At 73.9% G+C, this 18,155-nt stretch carries 21 protein-coding genes; 8 read left to right on the forward strand and 13 right to left on the reverse strand.

All coding sequences use genetic code 11. The features are described from left to right. The first annotated feature begins 129 nt into the window (after positions 1 to 129). Positions 130 to 2,604, forward strand: coding sequence for a YfhO family protein (locus IF00_RS0106705; protein ID WP_030315281.1), 2,475 nt, complete (start codon positions 130 to 132; stop codon positions 2,602 to 2,604). On the opposite strand, the gene IF00_RS0106710 is transcribed toward IF00_RS0106705, so the two are convergent. The 3 genes from IF00_RS0106710 to IF00_RS0106720 all read right to left on the reverse strand — a co-directional run bounded on the left by IF00_RS0106710 (position 2,594) and on the right by IF00_RS0106720 (position 4,454). After that, on the reverse strand, positions 2,594 to 3,076 hold the full coding sequence (locus IF00_RS0106710) for a hypothetical protein (protein WP_030315283.1): 483 nt from the start codon (positions 3,074 to 3,076) through the stop codon (positions 2,594 to 2,596). The two genes, IF00_RS0106705 and IF00_RS0106710, sit on opposite strands and share 11 nt — an antisense overlap. Positions 3,077 to 3,189: 113 nt before the next feature. Further along, complete coding sequence (locus IF00_RS0106715; RefSeq protein WP_030315285.1) at positions 3,190 to 3,723, reverse strand: GNAT family N-acetyltransferase; 534 nt, start codon at positions 3,721 to 3,723, stop codon at positions 3,190 to 3,192. Then, a complete protein-coding gene (locus IF00_RS0106720) occupies positions 3,720 to 4,454 on the reverse strand; it encodes a DUF2625 domain-containing protein (protein WP_030315286.1) in 735 nt (244 codons plus the stop codon). The genes IF00_RS0106715 and IF00_RS0106720 overlap by 4 nt, the downstream gene beginning before the upstream one ends. A gap of 162 nt (positions 4,455 to 4,616) precedes the next feature. Between IF00_RS0106720 and IF00_RS0106730 the strand changes: the two genes are divergently transcribed. After that, positions 4,617 to 5,135, forward strand: coding sequence for a MepB family protein (locus tag IF00_RS0106730; protein ID WP_030315288.1), 519 nt, complete (start codon positions 4,617 to 4,619; stop codon positions 5,133 to 5,135). Between the two features lie 66 nt (positions 5,136 to 5,201). Here IF00_RS0106730 and IF00_RS0106735 read toward each other — a convergent pair whose 3' ends face one another. Beyond that, a complete protein-coding gene (locus IF00_RS0106735) occupies positions 5,202 to 5,852 on the reverse strand; it encodes a TetR/AcrR family transcriptional regulator (RefSeq protein ID WP_051819930.1) in 651 nt (216 codons plus the stop codon). Positions 5,853 to 5,967: 115 nt separating this feature from the next. Between IF00_RS0106735 and IF00_RS0106740 the strand changes: the two genes are divergently transcribed. Beyond that, positions 5,968 to 6,411 (forward strand): VOC family protein, encoded by a 444-nt coding sequence (locus tag IF00_RS0106740; RefSeq protein WP_030315292.1) that lies wholly within the window; start codon positions 5,968 to 5,970, stop codon positions 6,409 to 6,411. On the opposite strand, the gene IF00_RS0106745 is transcribed toward IF00_RS0106740, so the two are convergent. Further along, complete coding sequence (locus IF00_RS0106745) at positions 6,408 to 6,827, reverse strand: PPOX class F420-dependent oxidoreductase (RefSeq protein ID WP_030315294.1); 420 nt, start codon at positions 6,825 to 6,827, stop codon at positions 6,408 to 6,410. The two genes, IF00_RS0106740 and IF00_RS0106745, sit on opposite strands and share 4 nt — an antisense overlap. A gap of 355 nt (positions 6,828 to 7,182) precedes the next feature. Between IF00_RS0106745 and IF00_RS45550 the strand changes: the two genes are divergently transcribed. The 3 genes from IF00_RS45550 to IF00_RS45555 all read left to right on the forward strand — a co-directional run bounded on the left by IF00_RS45550 (position 7,183) and on the right by IF00_RS45555 (position 8,885). Beyond that, positions 7,183 to 7,644: a hypothetical protein gene (locus IF00_RS45550; protein ID WP_030315298.1), complete on the forward strand. Its 462-nt coding sequence runs from the start codon at positions 7,183 to 7,185 to the stop codon at positions 7,642 to 7,644. Positions 7,645 to 7,737: 93 nt separating this feature from the next. Then, positions 7,738 to 8,394 carry an RNA polymerase sigma factor gene (locus tag IF00_RS0106760; protein WP_030315300.1) on the forward strand — a complete coding sequence of 219 codons (657 nt, stop codon included), beginning with the start codon at positions 7,738 to 7,740 and terminating at the stop codon, positions 8,392 to 8,394. Beyond that, positions 8,391 to 8,885 carry a hypothetical protein gene (locus tag IF00_RS45555; RefSeq protein WP_051819931.1) on the forward strand — a complete coding sequence of 165 codons (495 nt, stop codon included), beginning with the start codon at positions 8,391 to 8,393 and terminating at the stop codon, positions 8,883 to 8,885. Before IF00_RS0106760 ends, IF00_RS45555 begins: the two co-directional genes overlap by 4 nt. An 82-nt stretch (positions 8,886 to 8,967) precedes the next feature. On the opposite strand, the gene IF00_RS0106770 is transcribed toward IF00_RS45555, so the two are convergent. The 4 genes from IF00_RS0106770 to IF00_RS0106785 all read right to left on the reverse strand — a co-directional run bounded on the left by IF00_RS0106770 (position 8,968) and on the right by IF00_RS0106785 (position 13,931). Next, the gene (locus tag IF00_RS0106770; RefSeq protein WP_030315304.1) at positions 8,968 to 9,363 is read right to left on the reverse strand and encodes an LppU/SCO3897 family protein; all 396 of its coding nucleotides are present in this window, start codon (positions 9,361 to 9,363) and stop codon (positions 8,968 to 8,970) included. Positions 9,364 to 9,484: 121 nt separating this feature from the next. After that, positions 9,485 to 11,119, reverse strand: coding sequence for a serine/threonine-protein kinase (locus IF00_RS0106775; protein WP_030315307.1), 1,635 nt, complete (start codon positions 11,117 to 11,119; stop codon positions 9,485 to 9,487). After that, positions 11,116 to 11,799 (reverse strand): hypothetical protein, encoded by a 684-nt coding sequence (locus tag IF00_RS45560; protein ID WP_051819933.1) that lies wholly within the window; start codon positions 11,797 to 11,799, stop codon positions 11,116 to 11,118. Before IF00_RS45560 ends, IF00_RS0106775 begins: the two co-directional genes overlap by 4 nt. A 77-nt stretch (positions 11,800 to 11,876) precedes the next feature. Then, positions 11,877 to 13,931 carry an N-6 DNA methylase gene (locus IF00_RS0106785; RefSeq protein WP_030315311.1) on the reverse strand — a complete coding sequence of 685 codons (2,055 nt, stop codon included), beginning with the start codon at positions 13,929 to 13,931 and terminating at the stop codon, positions 11,877 to 11,879. Between the two features lie 185 nt (positions 13,932 to 14,116). Here IF00_RS0106785 and IF00_RS0106790 point away from each other — a divergent pair, with 185 nt between their 5' ends. Together IF00_RS0106790 and IF00_RS0106795 are read left to right on the forward strand one after the other, a co-directional pair. Next, the gene (locus IF00_RS0106790; protein WP_030315313.1) at positions 14,117 to 14,821 is read left to right on the forward strand and encodes an Rv1352/Rv1906c domain-containing protein; all 705 of its coding nucleotides are present in this window, start codon (positions 14,117 to 14,119) and stop codon (positions 14,819 to 14,821) included. Positions 14,822 to 14,909: 88 nt separating this feature from the next. Then, positions 14,910 to 15,551 carry a hypothetical protein gene (locus tag IF00_RS0106795; protein WP_051819935.1) on the forward strand — a complete coding sequence of 214 codons (642 nt, stop codon included), beginning with the start codon at positions 14,910 to 14,912 and terminating at the stop codon, positions 15,549 to 15,551. Between the two features lie 8 nt (positions 15,552 to 15,559). Here the strand turns inward: IF00_RS0106795 and IF00_RS0106800 are convergent, their stop codons facing one another. The 4 genes from IF00_RS0106800 to IF00_RS0106815 form a co-directional block, all read right to left on the reverse strand. Continuing rightward, positions 15,560 to 16,108 (reverse strand): SMI1/KNR4 family protein, encoded by a 549-nt coding sequence (locus tag IF00_RS0106800; RefSeq protein ID WP_030315317.1) that lies wholly within the window; start codon positions 16,106 to 16,108, stop codon positions 15,560 to 15,562. Next, positions 16,092 to 16,793: a hypothetical protein gene (locus tag IF00_RS0106805; protein ID WP_158710437.1), complete on the reverse strand. Its 702-nt coding sequence runs from the start codon at positions 16,791 to 16,793 to the stop codon at positions 16,092 to 16,094. The genes IF00_RS0106800 and IF00_RS0106805 overlap by 17 nt, the downstream gene beginning before the upstream one ends. A gap of 46 nt (positions 16,794 to 16,839) precedes the next feature. After that, positions 16,840 to 17,301: a hypothetical protein gene (locus tag IF00_RS0106810; protein WP_030315322.1), complete on the reverse strand. Its 462-nt coding sequence runs from the start codon at positions 17,299 to 17,301 to the stop codon at positions 16,840 to 16,842. Between the two features lie 205 nt (positions 17,302 to 17,506). Beyond that, positions 17,507 to 18,142 carry a hypothetical protein gene (locus IF00_RS0106815; protein WP_051819937.1) on the reverse strand — a complete coding sequence of 212 codons (636 nt, stop codon included), beginning with the start codon at positions 18,140 to 18,142 and terminating at the stop codon, positions 17,507 to 17,509. Between the last annotated feature and the right edge of the window lie 13 nt (positions 18,143 to 18,155).

The following is an 18,155-nucleotide window of genomic DNA, read 5'->3' on the forward strand; positions in this document are numbered from 1 at the left end:
CCTTCGTACGCCCCGCGGGAGCGTCCCGTCCGCAGCCGGTCCCCATGGATGGCGTTCAGGCGACCATTGAGTGAACGGGGTCGCGGGGAAAGGATTTCCCCGGTCGGACGCTGGCATATTCGACGGGTCATGCCGAACGCCACTCGAACACAGGGCTCCACGCCGCCCGCCCTCACACCCGCCGCCAAGGGCACCGCGACCCGCCTCACGGCCGGGGGCCCTCGCTCCCCGCTCCTCGCCGCGCTCCTCACCGTGCTCGCCGTCTGCGGCGGCGACGCCGTCGCCCGGATCTTCCCCTTCGGGCCGCGCCACCGGGCCGTCAACGACCTCGCGAACCAGTTCGTGCCGTTCCACGCGCACCTGTGGGACCTGCTGAGGGGCCGGGCGGACGGCGGTCTGCTGCTCGACTGGCAGGCGGGCTGGGGCACCAGCTTCCTCCCCGACTACGGCACCTACGTGTCGAGCCCCTTCGCGCCGCTGGTCGCGCTCTTCCCCCGCGGGGACATCGAGTACGCGGTGTACGGCATCACCGTCCTGAAGACGGCGGTCGCCGCGGCGGCCATGACGTACCTGCTGCGCCGCCTCGGCCCCGGCACCTGGTGGTGGGCGTCGGTCCTCGGCGCCTCGTACGCGCTCTGCGGCTGGTCGCTCGCGGAGGGAACGTACAACCCGATGTGGCTGGACGGCCTGATCGCCTTCCCGCTGCTCTGCCTGGTGGCCGAGTGGGTACGGGAGGACAAACGGCCGCTCCTCGGGCCGCTGGTGGTCGCGGTCTGCTGGGTGGCGAACTTCTACACGGCGTACATGGCGACGATCGGGGCCGCGCTGGTCCTGGCGGTCCGGCTCGCGACGGCGGACCCGGCGACGGACCCGCCGCGGGGGGAGGGCTCAGGCGCCGGCGGCGGTGCGGGGCGCGGTGCCGTCCGCACGCTGCTGCGGGCCGGGCTGACGACCGGCATCGGGATCGCCCTCGCGGCGCCGGTCCTGGCCCCCGTCCTCCTCGGCTCGCGTCACGCCCACCCGGGCCTGGTGCGGGAGTTCGACCCGGCGCCCGCCACGGACGTCCTCGCCCGGCTGCTCCCCGTGACATACAGCTTCTCGACCCCGGCGGCCTTCGTCTCCACGGCGGTGCTGCTGCTCGTCGCCGCGCTGCTGTTCCGCCGCGAGATCCCCGGCCGGCAGCGGTGGCCGTGGGCGGGCCTGTGCGTGGCGGTGCTGGCCTCGATGCAATGGGGTCCCACGCACCTCGTGTGGCACGCCTTCGCCACCCCGAACGGCAGCCCGTACCGCCAGACCTTCGTCCTCTCCGGCGTCCTCGTCCTCACCGCGTGGACCGGCTTCGCCCACGGCCTCCCGGGCCGCCGGGCACTGCTCGGCGGGACGACGGCGGTCGTGGCCCTGTCCCTGGGTTCGCTCCCGAGCCCCTTCCTCACTTCCTGGGCCCTCGTCCTCACGGCCGTGGGCCTGGTGGCGGTGGCGGGAGCGCTGCTGCTCCCGCGCCGGGGCCGGTACGGGGTGCTCGCCGCGCTCCTGGTCGTCGGCACCGTGGTCGGCCAGGCGGCGGCGACGACCTCGTACGCCGACCGGGAGCGGCTGGTCCGGCTCGACGACTACCCGCCGTGGGGCGCCGAGCAGCAGCGCCGGGCGGTTGCTCTGGCGGAGGCGGACGGCTGGCCCGCGTACCGCACGGACTCCGGGCTGCCCCGGGTCGCGGGCAACGATCCATTGCTCCTGGGAGGCCAGGGCGCCGCGTACTACAGCAGCCACACCCCGGCGGTCCTGACGGAGACCCTGACCGCGCTGGGCGGCGGCTGGACGTCCCGGGGCCGGAACCTGCTGAGCCTGGACAACCCGGTGACGGACGCGCTGTTCGGGGTGGGGGCGCGCTGGCGGGACGGGGCGGTGGTCCGCGCGGAGCCGTCGGCGCCGCCACTGCCGCTGGTGACGGTACGGCCGCCGGGCCCGGCCCCCGCGTACGGCAGGTCCCCCTTCCGCAATCAGGAACTCCTGCTGGGCACGCGGGTGTACGAGGCTCCGGGGGCGGACGGCGCGTGCCGTGTCGGCACGGAGGTCTTCCTCTGGGCCCAGGACGCGACGGGCACCGCCCGCCTGGGCACGTACGAGACGCGGCTGCTCGGCGGCCGGCCGAAGCGGCGGGCGGCGCTGACGTCCCTGGGTGTGCAGGAGCGGCAGGGGGCGAAGCCCGACGTCCCGCCCGGCGGGACCGCCGAGATCGCGTGCCTGGACCACGACCGCCTGCGCGCGGCCGTGGCGGGGCTCCGCGCCCGGGCGGCGACGAGGATCGACGTCCGCTCCGACGGCCTGACGGCCACGCTCCCGCCGGGCGTGACGGGCACGGCGGTGGTGGCCGTCCCGAGGATCGCGGGCTGGCGGTGCCAGGGCGCGAAGGCGGGTTCGTACGGCGGTCTGCTCGCCCTCGACGTCCGTCCGGGGACGACGACCGTGATCTGCGACTTCCGCCCGCCGGGCCTGCGGGCGGGGCTGGCCGCGGGAGCGGCGGGCACGCTGCTGCTCGCCGCGTCCCTGTGGCTCGGCGCCAGGACCGGACGGAGGGCGGAGGGAGCGGCCCGGCTCAGCCCGTGAGTTCGACGATGCGCCAGCCGACCGCGCCCGAGGCACCGGCCCGGCCGGTGACGGCGAGAGGGAGTTCGCCGGGCGCGCTCGTGATCCGGTGCAGCAGGGGAACGCCGTCGCAGGGCACGGTCTTGATCTCCTCGCCGCCGACGACCGGTACGACCGCGCCTTCGCCGACGCAGACGACGGCCAGCTGGTAGGCGGACCCCTTCGTCAGCCGGGAGCGGTGGTGCACCCCGTCCTCCACCCGCTCCGTCCCGGACTCCACGAACTCGGGAGCGTCCAGGGAGACCGTGTCCAGGGCGCCCTTGACGCGCTTCTCCTGCGCTGCCGCCGCCGTACCGCCACCGGTGGCCGCGGACGTGGACGCGGCGGGCGGGGCGGATGCCGGAGCGGGCCCCTGGTCGGTGCACCCGACGGCCCCGATCGAGAGAAGCCCCAGCGCGGCCCCCGTCAACAGATACGTGCGTATTCCGGTCATCATCGGTCTCCCCGTGGTCGAACTGCCCCGACCGGCGACGTTAGGTCACACCCCGAGGTCTCCGGGCGCCAACAGGACTTCTCTGAGGAAGACTTGAGGAGAGACGCTCCGGCTCACGGGCGGCTCGGCACCCGCCGCTCCCACCTGACCTCGCCGTCCTCCACCCGGTCCGTGGGGGTGAGGCCGGCCGCGGTGGCGACGGACGCCGATGCCGTGTGGCCCGGGTGGACGTGGGCCACGATCGTGCGGGCGCCCTGCTCGACCAGCAGGGCCACCAGGGCCTGGGCGGCTTCCCGCGCGATGCCCCGGCCCTGCCACTCCGTGCCGATCACCCAGGCGACCTCCGCGACCCGTCCGCCCTCCGTGACCGTCGCCTGTACGGTCCCGGTCAGCCGGTCCTCGGCACGGAGGCGGACCACCCAGTTGCCCCAGACCACCGTCGGGTCCGGCGAGCCGTCCGCCAACCGCTCGTACCGGGACCGCAGTTCGGGCAGCGTCAGCGGGGCGCCGCCGATGAAGGCGTGCAGGGCGGGGTCGGCGAGGACCTCCGCCATCTCCTCGGCGTGCGCGACGGCGAGCGGGAGGAGGTCGAGTCGGGAGCTCCGTACCGTACGTGCGGTCACCCCGCTCCCCTCTCCCGCGCTCATACGTTCCCCAGGAAACCCGGGTCGTTCTCGTCCAGCCCCACGCTCGTCTCCCGCTCGAAATCCAGGAGTTCCCTCATCGTCACGACGCGGCGGCTGGTCGCGGCCAGGTCCTGGTGCGCCTCCGCCGACCACAGCGGCGGATAGAGGGTGAGCCCCCGGTCCCCGTCCAGCCGACGGACCTCGTCCTGCCAGCCGGGCCAGCGCAGCCCCTCGTAGAACTCCTCGGTGCCGCCGGACAGCATCCACGACAGCCAGGCCCCGTATCCGGCGCCCAGCGCCTCCCAGCTCAGCGAGTCCGGCGCGAAGTACACCATCTCGCCGGGCTGCCCCGGGAGGCCGACCCGGTCCGCGGGCCCGCCCTGGAGGACGAACACCCCGCCGAGTACGTCGTGGGCCACGACGAGCCCCGCGTCGGGCCGCCACTCCGGATCGGCCGTCTCGTCCGCGGGGAACTCGTTGACCTGCGCGAGCGACGGCAGCCGCCGGTCGTTGCCGGCGGCCGGGCTGCCGTACACCCGCAGCCAGCCGTCGTCGACGAACGCCCCGCCGCTGTGGAGGAGGAACGCCCCCAGGAACGACCGCACGGTCACCTGCGTCCGCAGCAGCGCGGCCGCGCCCCGCGCCGCGTCGGCGTCCAGCACGTCCACGGGTACGGGCGCGGCCCGCAGCTTCTCGCCGAGGACCGGCCAGGCCGGGTCCTCGACCTCGATCAACTCACTCAGTTCACGCACCGGGGCATGTTCGCACGGCCACCGGTGCGACCGGCCCTCAGCCGCCCGTTAGCCTGCCCAGGTGCCCCACGAGCAGCCTCCCGCCCCGAACGCACCCCGCCCGTCCGACCCCGCCGTCGACCACGAACTCGTCGAGGCCGCGGCCGACGTCGCCCGCACGCGATGACCGACCCCCACGGAGATCTCCTCGCCGCGCGGGCGCTCGTCTTCGGGCCCTGCGGTCTCGCCTGCTCGCAGGCGGTGCCGGAGCCCGAGTCCGCCGACTACGCCGCCCACGCGTTCACCGTCGGCGGCCGCTCCGTCCGGTTCCGGGTGGCGAGGACGACGCCCACCAAGTCCGGCCAGTTCGTCACCGTGTGGAAGAGGTCGCCGGCCGGGCCGATCACGCCGTTCGACACGGCGGACGGCATCGACCTCGTCGTCGTCAGCTGCCGGGACGACCGGGAGGCGGGCCGCTTCGGGCAGTTCGTGTTCCCCGTGGGGGTGCTGCGCCGCCACGGTGTCGTCTCGGAGAAGGGGTCGGGAGGGAAGCGCGGGTTCCGTGTGTACCCGCCCTGGGTGACCACGACCAACAGACAGGCCGGCCGTACGCAGACCTGGCAGCGGGACCACTTCCTGTACGTGCCCGAGGACGGGACACCCGTCGACCCGGCCCGAGCCCGCGAGCTCTACGCCCGCTGACCGCCGGCCGGAGGGCCGGAGGGCCGGAGGGGAAGCCTCAAGGGCCCCACCCGCTCCGCCTCGCGCTCACGCCCCCGCGCGACGGATTCCCGTCAGCAACCCGTCCAGCGCCGCCACCGTCCGCTCCAGCGCCTCCGCCGACGTGGCGCTTTCGCCCCTCGCCAGCCACAGCGCCGCCTCGTTCATCGCGCCCGACAGCAGCCGCGCCAGCGGCTCCACCGGCTGGTCGGCGACGACACCCGCCTCCACCAGCCCCTCCAGCGCCTCCGTCAGGTGCCGCGCCGAGGACTCCTCGTCCAGGGCGCGCCATTCCTCCCACCCCAGGACCGTCGGCGCGTCGACCAGCACGATCCGTCGTACGGCCGGGTCGGAACCGGCCGCCAGGAAGGCGCGGCAGCCGGCGCGCAGCTGCTCCCAGGGGTCGGTCTGTTCCTCGGCCGCCGCCGCGACCCGGTCCCCCAACTCCCCCTGGACCTCGGCGACCACCGCCCGGAACAGCCCCGCCTTGCTCTCGAAGTGGTGGTAGGCCGCCCCCTTGGTGACCCCCACCGCCCGGGCCACCTCCGCGAGCACGACCCCGTGGTACCCGTCCTCGGCGAACCGTCTCCGCCCCTCCGCGAGAAGCGCCCGCCGCGTCGCCGCCCGCTGCTGGGCCCGGAGGCCCTGGGCGCCGTTGGTTCCCGCCGCCCGGTCGCCCGCCGCCTGCCCGTCCGGCATCGCCGTACACCACCCTTCCCATTTCGCATACCCAAGGTATGTTGGCTCTCATCACTCACATACCCCGAGTATGTGAAATCGGAGCGAGCGACGCACGACGAGGGAGAGCCACCCCGTGAAGACCGGACGACTCAGCAGCTTCTACCCCGTGATCTGCACCCGCGACGTCGCCGCCTCCCGCGACTTCTACACCCGCCACCTCGGCTTCGCGACGACCTTCGAGGCCGACTGGTACGTGAGCCTGCACCGCCCCGACGCGACCCGGTACGAGCTCGCCCTCCTCGACCACAACCACCCGACACTCCCCGAGGGCCACCGCGTCCCGACCCGGGGCGGCCTGCTCCTCAACTTCGAGGTCGAGGACGTCGACGCGGAGCACCGCCGCCTGATCGGGGAGGCCGGCCTCCCCGAGCTCCTCCCCCTCCGCACCGAGGAGTTCGGTCAGCGCCACTTCATCCTCGGCGCGCCCGACGGCGTACTGATCGACGTCATCACCACGACCCCGCCGACCGAGGAGTACGCCGCTCAGTACACCTCCACCGCCCCGGACCGGTCCTAGTCGGCGACCCTGGTGGCGCTGCCGAGGATCCTGGTCGGCGTGATGCGGACGACCACGCGGACCTGTTCCGCCGGAGCCTCCGCGTACTCCTTGCCGCCGCCGGGACCGAGGTACTCCTCGGCGATGCGGACCGCCACCGCCCGGCCGGTGTCCTCGGTGAGGGTGGCCGTGCCACGTATCTCGACGTACAGATCGGGGTCGGCGGGGTCGAAGACGGTCAGGCCGACCCGCGGGTCCCGGACCATGTTCAGCGCCTTGCGCCGGCCCTGTGTGGTGGAGATCAGCAGCTCTCCGCCGTCGCGGCTGACCCACACCACCGAACTCTGCGGGGCGCCGTCGGGGTTGAGGGTGGCGAGCACGGCCATGTGCGGGGCGTCGAGCAGGCCGCGTACGGCCTCGTTCATCTCAAGGGACATGAGGGGGAGACTATGCGGGCGCCCGGGGACGCGCACCGGGTTACCGGCCCGCCGACCGGGACCCCGGACGGGCCCCGGCACCGCGAGGGAGCCGCTACGCGGGGCAGAGGGACCGGTCGTACAGCGTCTCCAGGGCCGCCAGGAACGACCGGCTGACGGGTGGGCCGGCCGGCGGGTGCGCGAGGCCGGGGCGCGAGGTGGCGTCCATCGCGCGGGTCGGCCGTCCGTCGCCGAGTCCGGCGGAAACTTTCCCGGGGCCGGTCGCAACCTCGCGGGGTGACGCACGTCTGGTGGTGTGAAGGCGCCCTTCACCGATCCACCCGACCGTGTCCGTTCCCATTCTCGGGAGAACCTCATGTCCAGCCACGCCAAGCGGAACTTCCGCCCCCGCCCCCGCATCCTGGGCGTCATCACCGGTGCCGCGCTCCTCCTCGGCGGCGGTGGTTTCGCCGCCCAGGCCATCGCCGACTCGGGTCCGCAGCCCGCGCCTGCCGCGCCGAAGGTCTCGGCCCCGGACGCCGCCCCGGCGGCTCCGGCCGCCGCCCCCGCTCCGGCCGTCGCCCCCAAGGCCGTCCCCAAGACCGCCGCGCCCAGCAGGCCCGCCCCGGCGGCCCAGCCCGTCGCCGCCCCGGCTCCGGGAGTCGCCCCGAAGGTCGTCGCGCCCGGCAAGCCCGGCCCGGCCGCCACGCCCGCGCCCGCGCCGGCCGCCGACCAGGTGACCCGCCCGGCGCCTGCCGCCGCGCCCGCCGCCGACCAGGCGACCCGCCCCGCGCCCGTCCCGGCTCCGGCCGGTGCCGCGCCCCGCGTCCAGAAGTAACGGCACGCGGTAGCACCGAGGAGCGGGCGGCCCGGCCGGGCCTGCGCAGGTCCGGCCGGGCCGCCCCCTCCGCCCCGCAACGGATCGAGGACCGTGCAGTTGTCGTACGCCATACCCGTCCCCGGACACACAGACCGGCCGTCGCCCTGGTGGGCCCGGCTGCTCGCCCGTATGCCCCGGACCCGGACCCGGGTCGACGACGCCTCCGGGGCCGTACGGGGACGGCATCTGCGTGCGGTGGACGCCCCCGAGGACCAGGGGCCGCCGCCCACCCTCACCGAGCTGTACCGGGCCCGGCGGCTCGACATGGTGCGGCTCGCGCTGTTCCTCGTCGACGACCTGCACACCGCCGAGGACGTCGTCCAGGACGCGTTCGCCGCCGTGTGCCGGACGTACGGCACCTCGCTGCACGGGCTCCAGGACCCGGGCGCCTACCTGCACACCGCCGTGGTCAACGCCGCCCGTTCCGTCCTGCGCCGACGCCGCACCGCGCGCGCGTACACCCCGCCCCACCCGGTCTCCGAGCCGCCCGTCGACGAGGGGCTGCTGCTCGCCGAGGAGCACCGGCACGTGCTCGACGCGCTCGCGCAGCTGACCGGGCGCCAGCGCGAGGTCCTCGTCCTCCGGTACTGGTCGGAGCTGACCGAGGCGCAGATCGCGCAGACCCTGGGGCTCTCGCGCGGCACGGTGAAGTCGACCGCGAGCCGCGCGCTCGACGCTCTGGAGAAGAAGCTGGAGGCGGGCCGATGAGACCGCGCGCCGAGGACCCCCTCACCGTCACCGAGGAGCGGCTGCGCGCCGCGTTCGCCGCCCGCGCGGCCCTCGTCACCTACCGGGACCTGCGCCGTGACGAGCCTCCGGAGGGGCGGAGCTGGGGGCTGCGGCGGGTGCGCGGGATCGCCTTCGCGTCGCTGGGGGCGGTCGCCGCCGCCGCGGCCGTGGCGGCGGCGTACCTGCTCTTCCTCGTTCCCGCCGGCACGGTCTCCCCCACTCCGGCGCCGCCCGCCCGGCCCCCCGGCGTCGGCGAATCCCCGGTCACGCCCACCCCCTCCCCCGTCGCCCCTTCGGTCACCGGACCTGGTGCGGCACCCGAGCCGGGGGCGGTGCAGCCGCCCGGGAGCGGTCCGAAGCCGGGGGCGGCGCCGAAGCCCGGGGCGAGTCCGGAGCAGGGCGCCGTGTCGACACCCGGGGCCGGTCCGACGGCCGCCCGAACGAACCCGAAGCCCGCCGGCCGGCCGTAGCCGGCGAGCCGGGCGCGGCATGCGAGAAGGGCCGGAACCCCTGCGGGGTTCCGGCCCTTCCGGACGTGCGGGTGCGTGCGAACTACTTCGCGGGGACCTCTTCCAGGCACAGCACGAACTTGTCCGACTCCAGCTGCTGCGCGAGCGCCGACAGCTCCGCGCCGCACTGGTTCACGTCGAAGGTGTTGTCGATGACCTTGACGACCTTGAACAGGTCGGCCTTGCCCGAGGAGCAGTCCGTGGTGTCGACCTTGGGGTCGTTGTCCGGGCCCGTCACGGTGACGCACTCGCCGGCCTTGGCGTGCACGGGGGCGTCGCCGGTGAGGTACGGCAGGCCGAGCTTCACGCCGAGGGCGATGGCGATCGCGAGGACGACACCGCCGACCTTCTTCAGGATGCGGCTGCCCTTCTTCGCGGGGGCGGGCTGCTCCGGAGCGGTGGGCTGCTCGGGGGTGAGGGGCGCGGGCGGCGTCGTCATGAGGGATTCCTTGGGGACGTGAACATGATCTGACGCGAACGCTACATGCGCCAAAAAGGGCAAAAAGGATCAAGGAGATCCATTGGCCGATCAGTTGTGGAGTCGTGACTCTGTCGCTCCGTCAGGAGCGCGGCCCCAGCTGACGCTGGTGCTCCAGCACCCGCCTCAACTCCGCCGGAAGCGGGTGATACGGGCCGAACGCGCGCTCCGCGTCGAACAGCAGTCGCTGGAGCTGCTCCTGTCCGGCCGCGTGCTCCCCCGTCGCGACGAGGAGCAGCGCGATCCGCTGCCGGATGTCGAAGGCACGGGCCGGATCGCCCTCGTAGTACGGCAGGACCGCGCGGAACTCGGTCAGCGCGGCAGCCGTCTCCCCCAGCTGCTCCAGGCACAGGGCGGCGTCATAACGGAATTGAAGAGCCTGCGGATCCGCCGGCCCCGCCTCCGCGTCGCGGTCGGCCGCGAGGCGGCGCAACTCGGGCAGCGCGCGCCGGTACTGGCCGTCGTCCATCAGCGTGGACGCGTACTGCTTGCGCAGGATGCGGACGACCGGTGACCGCTCGCCGTGCTCGGCCGCGGCAGCGGGCAGGATCCCCCCGAGCATGTCGACGGCCTGGGTGAGCGCCCCCTCCCCCAGCAGCCGCTTGACCTCGTCGACGGCGGCGGCGACATCGGGGCGCGCGGGGGCGGTGGGAGGCGCGGGCGCGGTCGGGGCCGGAGGCGGATACGAGGCCCTCGGGTCGATTCCGGGAGTGGGCACCTGCGGGGGCGGCGGCGGAGCCTGCGGCGGAACGACCGGCGCGGCCGTCCGTACCGGCGTGGTCGGCGCCGCCGGTGCGGTCGCCGCCGGGCGGTCCGGCCAGGGTGCGTGCGGGCGGAGGAACGGCCGGGTCGGGTCCATCGGCCCGGCCGGGGCCCCGCGCGCGGGGAGCAGCGGCAGCAGCTGCTCGTACACCTCGTGGGCGCCGGGCGGCCGCTCCCGCGGGTCCTTGGCGAGCAACCGGAGGACGAGCGCTTCGAGGGGCTCGGGGACCTCGGGCCGCAGCTGACGGAGCGGTACGGGAGGCTCGTACAGATGGCGGTGCAGGACACCGAGCGCCGTGGACCCGGCGAAGGGCACGTTCCCGCTGAGGAGTTCGTGCAGCAGCGCGCCGAGCGCGTACAGGTCGGTGGAGGGTCCGACGGCGCCCCCCATGGCCTGCTCGGGCGCCATGTAGGCGGGGCTGCCGATGGGCGAACCGGTGTGGGTGAGGCGGGTGGTGTCGCTGTCCAGGACGGACGCGACCCCGAGGTCGAGGACGACGACGGACCCGTCGGGGCGGACCATCACGTTCCGCGGCTTGAGGTCGCGGTGCACGATCGGTACGGCGTGGACGGCCGCGAGCACGGCGCACAGCTGCGCGGCGACGCTGACCGCCCACTCCCAGGGGTACGGGTCGTGCTCGGCGAGGTGGTCGGCGAGGTCGGCGCCCCCCACGTACTGCATGACGAGGTACAGGTCCTCGCCCTCGCTGCCCGCGTCGTGGACGGTGACGAGGCCGGGGTGGTCGACGTGCGCGGTCACCCGGCACTCGCGCACGAAACGGCGGCGCAGCTCGTCGGCGGCGGTGGCCGGGCCCGTCATGGTGGCGGGCCGGAGCAGCTTCACCGCGACCCTGCGGTCGAGCCTGCGGTCGTACGCCGTCCAGACCTGGCCCATGCCGCCTTGCCCGATGACGGTGGCGAGCTCGTAACGCCCGCCGATCACCCGCCCGTTCACGCCCGACCGTCGTCTTCCCCGGTCTGCCGCAGCAGGTCACTGAGCTCGTCCAGCTCGGCGCGGACCTGGTCGATGCGGGGGGCGTGGCCGGGAAGGGGCGGCGGGACCTGGCCCGGGGGCGGGGTGGGGACGTACGGACCCGGGGCCGGCCCCTGGACCGGGCCCGGCATCGGGGCCTGGCCAGGCACCGGACCCGTGGCCGTGACGGCGGCGGGCGGGTAGCCGTGACCCGGCGTGGCATACCCGGGCGGCGGCGTGCCGTACGGGTACGACTGCGGCTGCTGAGGCAGGTGGGGCGACGGGGTCGGAACCATGATCACGACCGGCGCCGGCTGGTGGTGACGGATGTCGACCACCAGGAAGTAGCAGGTCACGATCGCCATCTGCACGAGCAGCACGATCATGCCGACGGTGTTCATCCACGTGTCGGCGAAGCGCTGCTCCAGCGGCACCACACACCCGATGTTCAGCACCAACTGCGCCCAGAAGAGCGCCCAGTCACGCCCGGTGCGCCGCATGATCGCGATCCGGAGCATGGCGACCCAGGCGAGGAAGCCGAGCGACAGGACCACCAGGACCGTGATGAGGACCCGGACGGTGATCGTCGCCGCCGACGGGCCGGTGGCACGCGGCGGCGCGGGTGCGGGCGTGGCCGCGGGTGTGGGCACCTGACCGTACATACGACGCTCCCCCGGGACGGACGATCAGGCCTCTGCGGTTGATCGGACCAAGTCGGACCAAGAGAGTATGACGGCCTTCACGCGGGCTCCACACTTCCGTCCGCGAGACCGTCGTACAGCCCCTGGACCAGCTGCTCGCCGAGCCGGGCGGCAAGCCTCAGGGCCTCCTCGAACTCGGCGAGCGACTGGAAATGGGCGCCGTGGCGACGCTGGTCGGCCAGGGGCAGCCGGGGCAGCTGGAGGCGGCGCACGTCGAGCCGGGTCGCGGTGGAGGCGAAGCTGCTGGCCTGCCGGTTGTTGGCGGTGCCGCGCAGGAATCCGGCGAGGAACCAGGGGTCGAGGGCGGCCGGTTCGGGCCGCAGCAGCTGGAGGTTGCGGCCGAGTGCCGCGCCCGCGGTGGCGGCGTCCACGACCCGCGCGACGGAGCCGCCGCCGAGGACGGGGACGACGACATCGCCCTCGATGACGAGGACGGGCTCCTCGCGCCCCTCGCCCGGACCGCCGGCGGGGAGGGTGCCGGAGGGCGCTCCGCCGGACAGGACGTCGTGCTCGGTGAGGACGGGTACGCCCGCGCCGGCGGGGGCCGTTCCCGAGCCGCCCGTACGGAGCCGGAGGGCGCCGGTGCGGGCGAGTTCACCGACGGTGGTGAGGGGGCGGGGTGCGGGGCGCGCGGGCACGGGGGTGGGGGTGAGGCCCTGGGTGCGGCGCAGGGTCTCGTCCAGGCGGTCGCGGACGGCGGCGAGTTCGGGTGCGGTGCCGCCGGCGGCCGGGGCGGCGAGGTAGCGGGCGGGGGCGAGGTCGACCTCGTCGTCGAGGAGTTCGATGACGGGGACGGCGCGGGCGACGGACTCCTCGCCGCCGCGGCCGGTCCAGGCGTCGAGCACCGTGTTCCGCAGCGTGGTCCAGGGGAGCCTGTCGCGGCCGGCGTCCGGGACGAGCCCGGCGGTGTCCACGAACAGGGTCTCCGCCGGGGGCCGCTGGTCGGCTCCGGGGCGGACGAGGACCCAGAGGTGGAGCGGGATGCCGTACGGGGGTGCGGCGCCGGCCGGGAGGGCGACGACGGCCCGGAGGGCGCCGCGGCGCAGCAGGTCGGCGCGGATGCGGCGGCCGGAGCGGCGGGAGGCGACGGCGGGCGGCATGAGGAGGACGGCGGCGCCGCCGTCGCGGAGCCGGGCGAGGGCGTGCTGCACCCAGGCAAGCTCGGACTCGGTGCGGGCCGGGAAGCCGTACTCCCAGCGGGGGTCGTAGGCGAGTTCGTCGTGGCCCCAGGTCCGCTCGTTGAACGGGGGGTGGCACAGGACCGCATCGACGTGCAGGGACGGGAAGGCGTCGGCGCGGAGGGTGTCGCCGGTGGCGGCGCGGATGTCGGCGTCGCCGTGGAGGGCGAGCCGGAGTGCCGAGAGGGCGGCCAGGTCGGGGTCGGCGTCCTGGGCGTAGAGCGCGGTGGGGTGCGGGACGGCGCGCAGCAGGCCGCCGGTGCCGGACGCCGGGTCGAGGACGGTGGCGAGGGGGCGGCCCTCGGGGGCCGCGGCGACGGCGAGGGCCGCCATGAGCTCGGCCAGCGGGGGCGGGGTGAGCGTGTACTGGCGGGGGTTGGCGTCGAGGTGGCGGCCGAGCAGGAACTCGAAGGCCTGGCGGGGGCCGCCCAGCTCGGCGGCCAGCTCGACGGCGGCGCGGAGCAGCGGCACGGCGGGGAGCGTCTCGGCCGGGGTGGGGGTGTGAACGGACCTGGGCAGACCGAAGCGGGCGGTGAGGACCTCTTCGAAGACGCCGGGAAGGAGTTCGCCGAGGCGGTCGTCGGGGAGCGCGGCGAGCTCGGTCCAGGCGCCCGGGCGGGCGCGCAGGAGGAGCAGGGCGCAGCCGGTGTGCACGAGGCCGGCGACGGTGCCGGAGGGGTGGGCGGCGAGCTGCTGCCAGACGCGCTCACGGAGCGGCACTTCGGCGAGTTTTCCCTGGTCGCGGAGCCACTGCTCGACGTCGGCGAGGGAGAAGGAAGGGCTGGTCTCGGTACCCCCGACGGGCTTGGGGAAGTCGGCGTGGCGCCGGCGCCAGTTGCTGACGGCGGCCCTGCCGACCCCGGCGAGCCGGGCGATGCCGGCGGCGGTGACCTCTGCCGTGCTCTCTTCGGGCACCTGTCCGTCTCCCCTCGTCCGTGCGTGAACACACCGAGCATAGCGCTCGAACCGGTTCACGACGTGATCGGAATCAGAACGCGTGAACGGTGTTGACTCGGTTCACAGTCTCTGCTGTGATTACTCCATCGGAACACGGAGTCCCGAAAGCGGAGCCCTCACAGCGCCCGGAAGGTGCCACAGCCATGTCTCAGCAGCAGCAGCGCAACTGGTTCGCCCGCCACAAGGTCCTCACCGCCGCCGGCGCGGTCGTCGCGGTCATCGCGATCGGCGCGGCGATGGGCGGGGGCGGCGACACCGAGTCCCCCAAGACGGACGCCAAGCAGGAGCAGCCCGCGAAGCAGGGCGGCGACAAGAAGGCCCCGGAGTCCAAGGCGCCCGAGAAGAAGGCCGTCACGATCGACGGCGACGGGGACTTCGAGGTGGGCGCCGACGTGAAGCCGGGCCTCTACCGCTCCACGGGCAACAAGGACGCCGGCTGCTACTGGGAGCGCGCCAAGAACGCCTCGGCCGACACGGACTCGATCCTCGCCAACGACAACGTCACGGGCACGTCGTACGTCGAGATCAAGGCCTCGGACAAGCTCTTCAAGTCCTCCGGCTGCGGCACCTGGGAGGCCGTCGACGCGAAGGCGAAGGGCACGCCCGGGACGACCCTCAAGGGCGACGGCGGCATGTTCAAGGTGGGCGTCGACATCGCCCCGGGCACGTACAAGTCGACGGGCAACAAGGACGCGGAGTGCTACTGGGAGCGTTCGAAGGACGCGAGCCACGGCACGGACTCGATCCTGGCGAACGACAACGTGACGGGCACGGCCATCGTCAAGGTCGGCGCCTCCGACGCGTACTTCAAGTCCTCGGGCTGCGGCGACTGGGCCAAGACGGGCTGACGGGCTGACGGGCTGACGGGCTGACGGGCTGACGGGCTGACGGGCTGACGGGCGAGAATGGCGGGAGGACCGAGGCGGGAGGACGGACGTGGCGCTGACCCTGGAGGAGGCCGTCGCCCGCCTGGGCGACAAGACCTCGGCGAAGCGCCGGTCCGCCGCGAGGCGCCTGGGAGCCCTGGCCGACGGGGCCGCGGGCCCGGCTCTGCTCGACGCGCTCCGCCGGGAGGCGGACGTGCGCCGGAGCTGGGAGACCACGTACGAGATGGCCATCGCCCTCGGAGCGTGCGGTCACCGCCCGGCCATCGGCCTCCTGACCGAACTGGCCCTGCGTCCCACCGAGGACGACGCGGTGCACTCGGCCCTGGGAGAGGCGATCGTCCGGCTGCGAAGCCTCGACGAGGGTCTGGCGGCGCCCCTGGAGTGGTGCCTGGACCAGGCCGATCCGTCCCTGACCGACGGCGCTCTCCGGGCCGCCGCGACCCTGGGCGGCGCTCCCGCCCCCACGACCGTCGGCCGGATCCTGGACGTCCTCGACCCGCTGGACCCGTACGACGGCCTCCGCTACTGGGCCGCGGTCGCGGCGGCGAACTGGCCGGGGAAGCGCGCCGACGTCTTCCTCGCGTCCTGCGCGGCGGGTCCCCGGGCGGACGTGGCCGAAGCGGCGAGGGCGTCCCTCGACGCACGCCGCGCCGACGCACGCGACGACGGCACACTCCACGCCGGCGCCTGAGCCGACCGTCAGCCGTCGTTCTCCGCGCGGAGGACCTCCGCCTCTTCCAGGTTCATACCGATCATGTGCCGGAAGAAGTCCGGGAACGACGGGTACCTCTCGACCTCCGCACCGGCGATCCAGATCACCGGCGCCACGACATCTCCCGGCGCCATGGGCATCACGGGCATCACGGGCATCACGAAGAAGTCGATCGTCGTCGTCGACGCGGCGATCGGCAGGAGGGCGTCACGAGCGAGTCCGGAGCGCATCAGCGCGTCGGGCTCCATGGAGTCCACCAGCATCCGCGCCGTCTCCATGGCCGGGGAGCCGAGGAGCTCCCCGGTGCCGAAGACGTCGATGTCCTGGAAGAGAGCGGGCCATCCGTCGGCGGCGAGGAGGAAGGACACGTACGCGCGGTCGAGCTCGTGCCCGAGCCTCCCGGCCACCTCGCGGAGACGATCCGCGTCCGCCGGCGGACGCGGCTCCTCGAAGCGCCAGAGCTCATCCGTGTCCGCTGCCCGCACGCGTTCCCTGGCGGCCCGCATGCGGCGCATCTCGTCAGGCCAGTCGGTCATGGCGTACTCCGTCAGGCGCCAGGTGATCCCGGATCTTTCCCAGCTTGTGCGCGATCGCCTGGCCACGGACCACGGACAGAAGCGACTCGCGGTCGCCGGCACGGACGGCGAGACCGTCGAGCCACGCGTCCGAGCCGGGCCAGTCGAACGGCATCGACGACTTGGGCCAGGACGCGCTGAGTTCCCTGGCAAGGACCAGTCCCTCTCCCGCCAGTTCGTCCCTGCCTGCCGCCGCTGCGACGAGGACGCTGTCCTCCATCTCCGGAACGGCGGCGCCGTGCCCCTTCTCCAGACGCCGCCGAGCCTCCGCGTGGTACTGCCGCACGATCTCGTCGATCGACGGGAGCTCGTCGAGCGGCAGTCGGCTCTGCTCCCGCAGAGCGCCGACCGCGTGGGCGAAGTCCCGCTCGTGCCGGGCGAAGAGAACCGGATCGGGCATTCCTGAAGGGCGAGCCGAACGCTGCCCCAGCATCAGGGAGACCACCGGGAACTCCCTGGTCAGCGCATGGACATGCACCGTCGGAAGATACCCGTCGTCACCTGTCGTCCGGTCGAGGCAGATGCCCTGCACGACCGGGCCGATCCGGCGAAGCAGGTGCAAGGACTTCCAGGCGTCGAAACCCGGAAACTCCGCGGCCCACTCCTTCGTCACCCGCCCAGCGGTGGGAACACCTGATGCGGTCATGGATTCACTTCTCTTCCTCGGCGAGGCGCTCTCGCGGGGTCTGCAGTCAGCTGGACGGAATCGTCGCGACCGTCACTTGTCCGTCCGTGAGGCATTCGATGAGCACCGCACTACCGAGCGGGTGGATCCAGAAGTGCGGCAGCGCGTCCAGGATGTCCCGCGCATGCCGCACCGCGACCTCCGCGGGCATGGTCACGGCCGGCATCACGTAGTTGCCCCAGATGACGGCGACCCGCTCACCCCGCTGTACGTATGGGGAGAGCAGCTCCGCCGCCATCCTCGTCCAGTCCTCCTCGTCGTCCCACCAGAGACGGTCGTCGAACGGAGCGGACGCGAAGTCGAGCACGTCGCCGGAAGCAGCCGGAAATCTGTTCAACGTCGCCGCCGCCAGTGCGCTGTTCTCCGCGAAATCCAGCTTCACGACCTGCCGGCCGTCATCGTCACGGGGGTCGTTCACGAAGTCCGGAAGGTAATCCGGACGACTCCCGTAGGAACTGCCGTCACTCATACGGTCCACCCACCTCGAAGTGCTCCCACCGGATAACCCTATCGCCGTGCGTCGGCAGGCCGAGGGCGCCACCGGCGCGGGGCGCCGCACAGTACGAGGGCCGTCCACCCGGTGTTCCGGATGAACGGCCCTCGTACTCAGCGGGATTCGCCCTCAGCAGGATTCGTCCTCGGTGGGATTCGTCCTCGACGGGACGCGACCGAGGTCAGTTCAGGGTCTCCAGGATCTCGGCGGGGGCCGGCGCGTGCTCCCGGGCCTCGCCGTCGACGGTCCACGAGCCGTTCCACTCGATCCGCCGGACCCGCCCGTGACGGTTCTCGTACTCCACGAAGCTGCCGGGCGCGCCCTCCAGGAGCTCCAGCTCCCGGAGCAGCACGTCGGGGGTGGTGAAACCGCGGAGGTCGCCTTCGCTTCCGCCGCCGGTCCTCGTGTTGTCGAACTTCATCCGGAGGAACGGAACGGCCTCGCGCGTCATGTCCGCCGCGTTCAGCATCTTCTTGAAGCGGAAGAACGCCTCCTCCGGCGTCTCGTTCCCGGAGAACTCCCGGACGTACGCCGGGAAGACCCCGACCACGACCTCGTTGAGCTGCTCGTTCCGGCCCACGTAGTAGCCGTGGATCTCGGGCTGGATCGCCACCAGGGCGTCGAAGTCGTACCCCGGGTGGGAGAACCCGGGAACGACCTCGAAGGGGCGGGGGTTCTCCCCGAGCCCGGCACGGTGCTCACGCGCGAACGTGAGCACCGCCCGGGCCAGGTCCTCGTCGAAGGAGTCTCGGGCGTTCACCTGATGGATGCGCGTCCCCTCCGCGTTCATCGCCAGCGAGAACACGAACCGGAACATGGGCGACCAGCGC

The organism is Streptomyces flavochromogenes (assembly GCF_000717595.1).
Lineage (GTDB): Bacteria > Actinomycetota > Actinomycetes > Streptomycetales > Streptomycetaceae > Streptomyces > Streptomyces flavochromogenes.

Bases quoted from the DNA above. Each gene is read 5' to 3' on its own strand.
- IF00_RS0106815 (WP_051819937.1), bottom strand. From the start codon at position 18,142: ATGTTCCGGTTCGTGTTCTCGCTGGCGATGAACGCGGAGGGGACGCGC.
- IF00_RS45550 (WP_030315298.1), top strand. From the start codon at position 7,183: ATGTCCAGCCACGCCAAGCGGAACTTCCGCCCCCGCCCCCGCATCCTG.
- IF00_RS0106770 (WP_030315304.1), bottom strand. From the start codon at position 9,363: ATGACGACGCCGCCCGCGCCCCTCACCCCCGAGCAGCCCACCGCTCCG.
- IF00_RS0106790 (WP_030315313.1), top strand. From the start codon at position 14,117: ATGTCTCAGCAGCAGCAGCGCAACTGGTTCGCCCGCCACAAGGTCCTC.
- IF00_RS0106810 (WP_030315322.1), bottom strand. From the start codon at position 17,301: ATGAGTGACGGCAGTTCCTACGGGAGTCGTCCGGATTACCTTCCGGAC.
- IF00_RS45555 (WP_051819931.1), top strand. From the start codon at position 8,391: ATGAGACCGCGCGCCGAGGACCCCCTCACCGTCACCGAGGAGCGGCTG.
- IF00_RS0106710 (WP_030315283.1), bottom strand. From the start codon at position 3,076: ATGACCGGAATACGCACGTATCTGTTGACGGGGGCCGCGCTGGGGCTT.
- IF00_RS0106715 (WP_030315285.1), bottom strand. From the start codon at position 3,723: ATGAGCGCGGGAGAGGGGAGCGGGGTGACCGCACGTACGGTACGGAGC.
- IF00_RS0106735 (WP_051819930.1), bottom strand. From the start codon at position 5,852: ATGCCGGACGGGCAGGCGGCGGGCGACCGGGCGGCGGGAACCAACGGC.
- IF00_RS0106705 (WP_030315281.1), top strand. From the start codon at position 130: ATGCCGAACGCCACTCGAACACAGGGCTCCACGCCGCCCGCCCTCACA.
- IF00_RS0106745 (WP_030315294.1), bottom strand. From the start codon at position 6,827: ATGTCCCTTGAGATGAACGAGGCCGTACGCGGCCTGCTCGACGCCCCG.
- IF00_RS0106730 (WP_030315288.1), top strand. From the start codon at position 4,617: ATGACCGACCCCCACGGAGATCTCCTCGCCGCGCGGGCGCTCGTCTTC.
- IF00_RS0106800 (WP_030315317.1), bottom strand. From the start codon at position 16,108: ATGACCGACTGGCCTGACGAGATGCGCCGCATGCGGGCCGCCAGGGAA.
- IF00_RS45560 (WP_051819933.1), bottom strand. From the start codon at position 11,799: ATGTACGGTCAGGTGCCCACACCCGCGGCCACGCCCGCACCCGCGCCG.
- IF00_RS0106805 (WP_158710437.1), bottom strand. From the start codon at position 16,793: ATGACCGCATCAGGTGTTCCCACCGCTGGGCGGGTGACGAAGGAGTGG.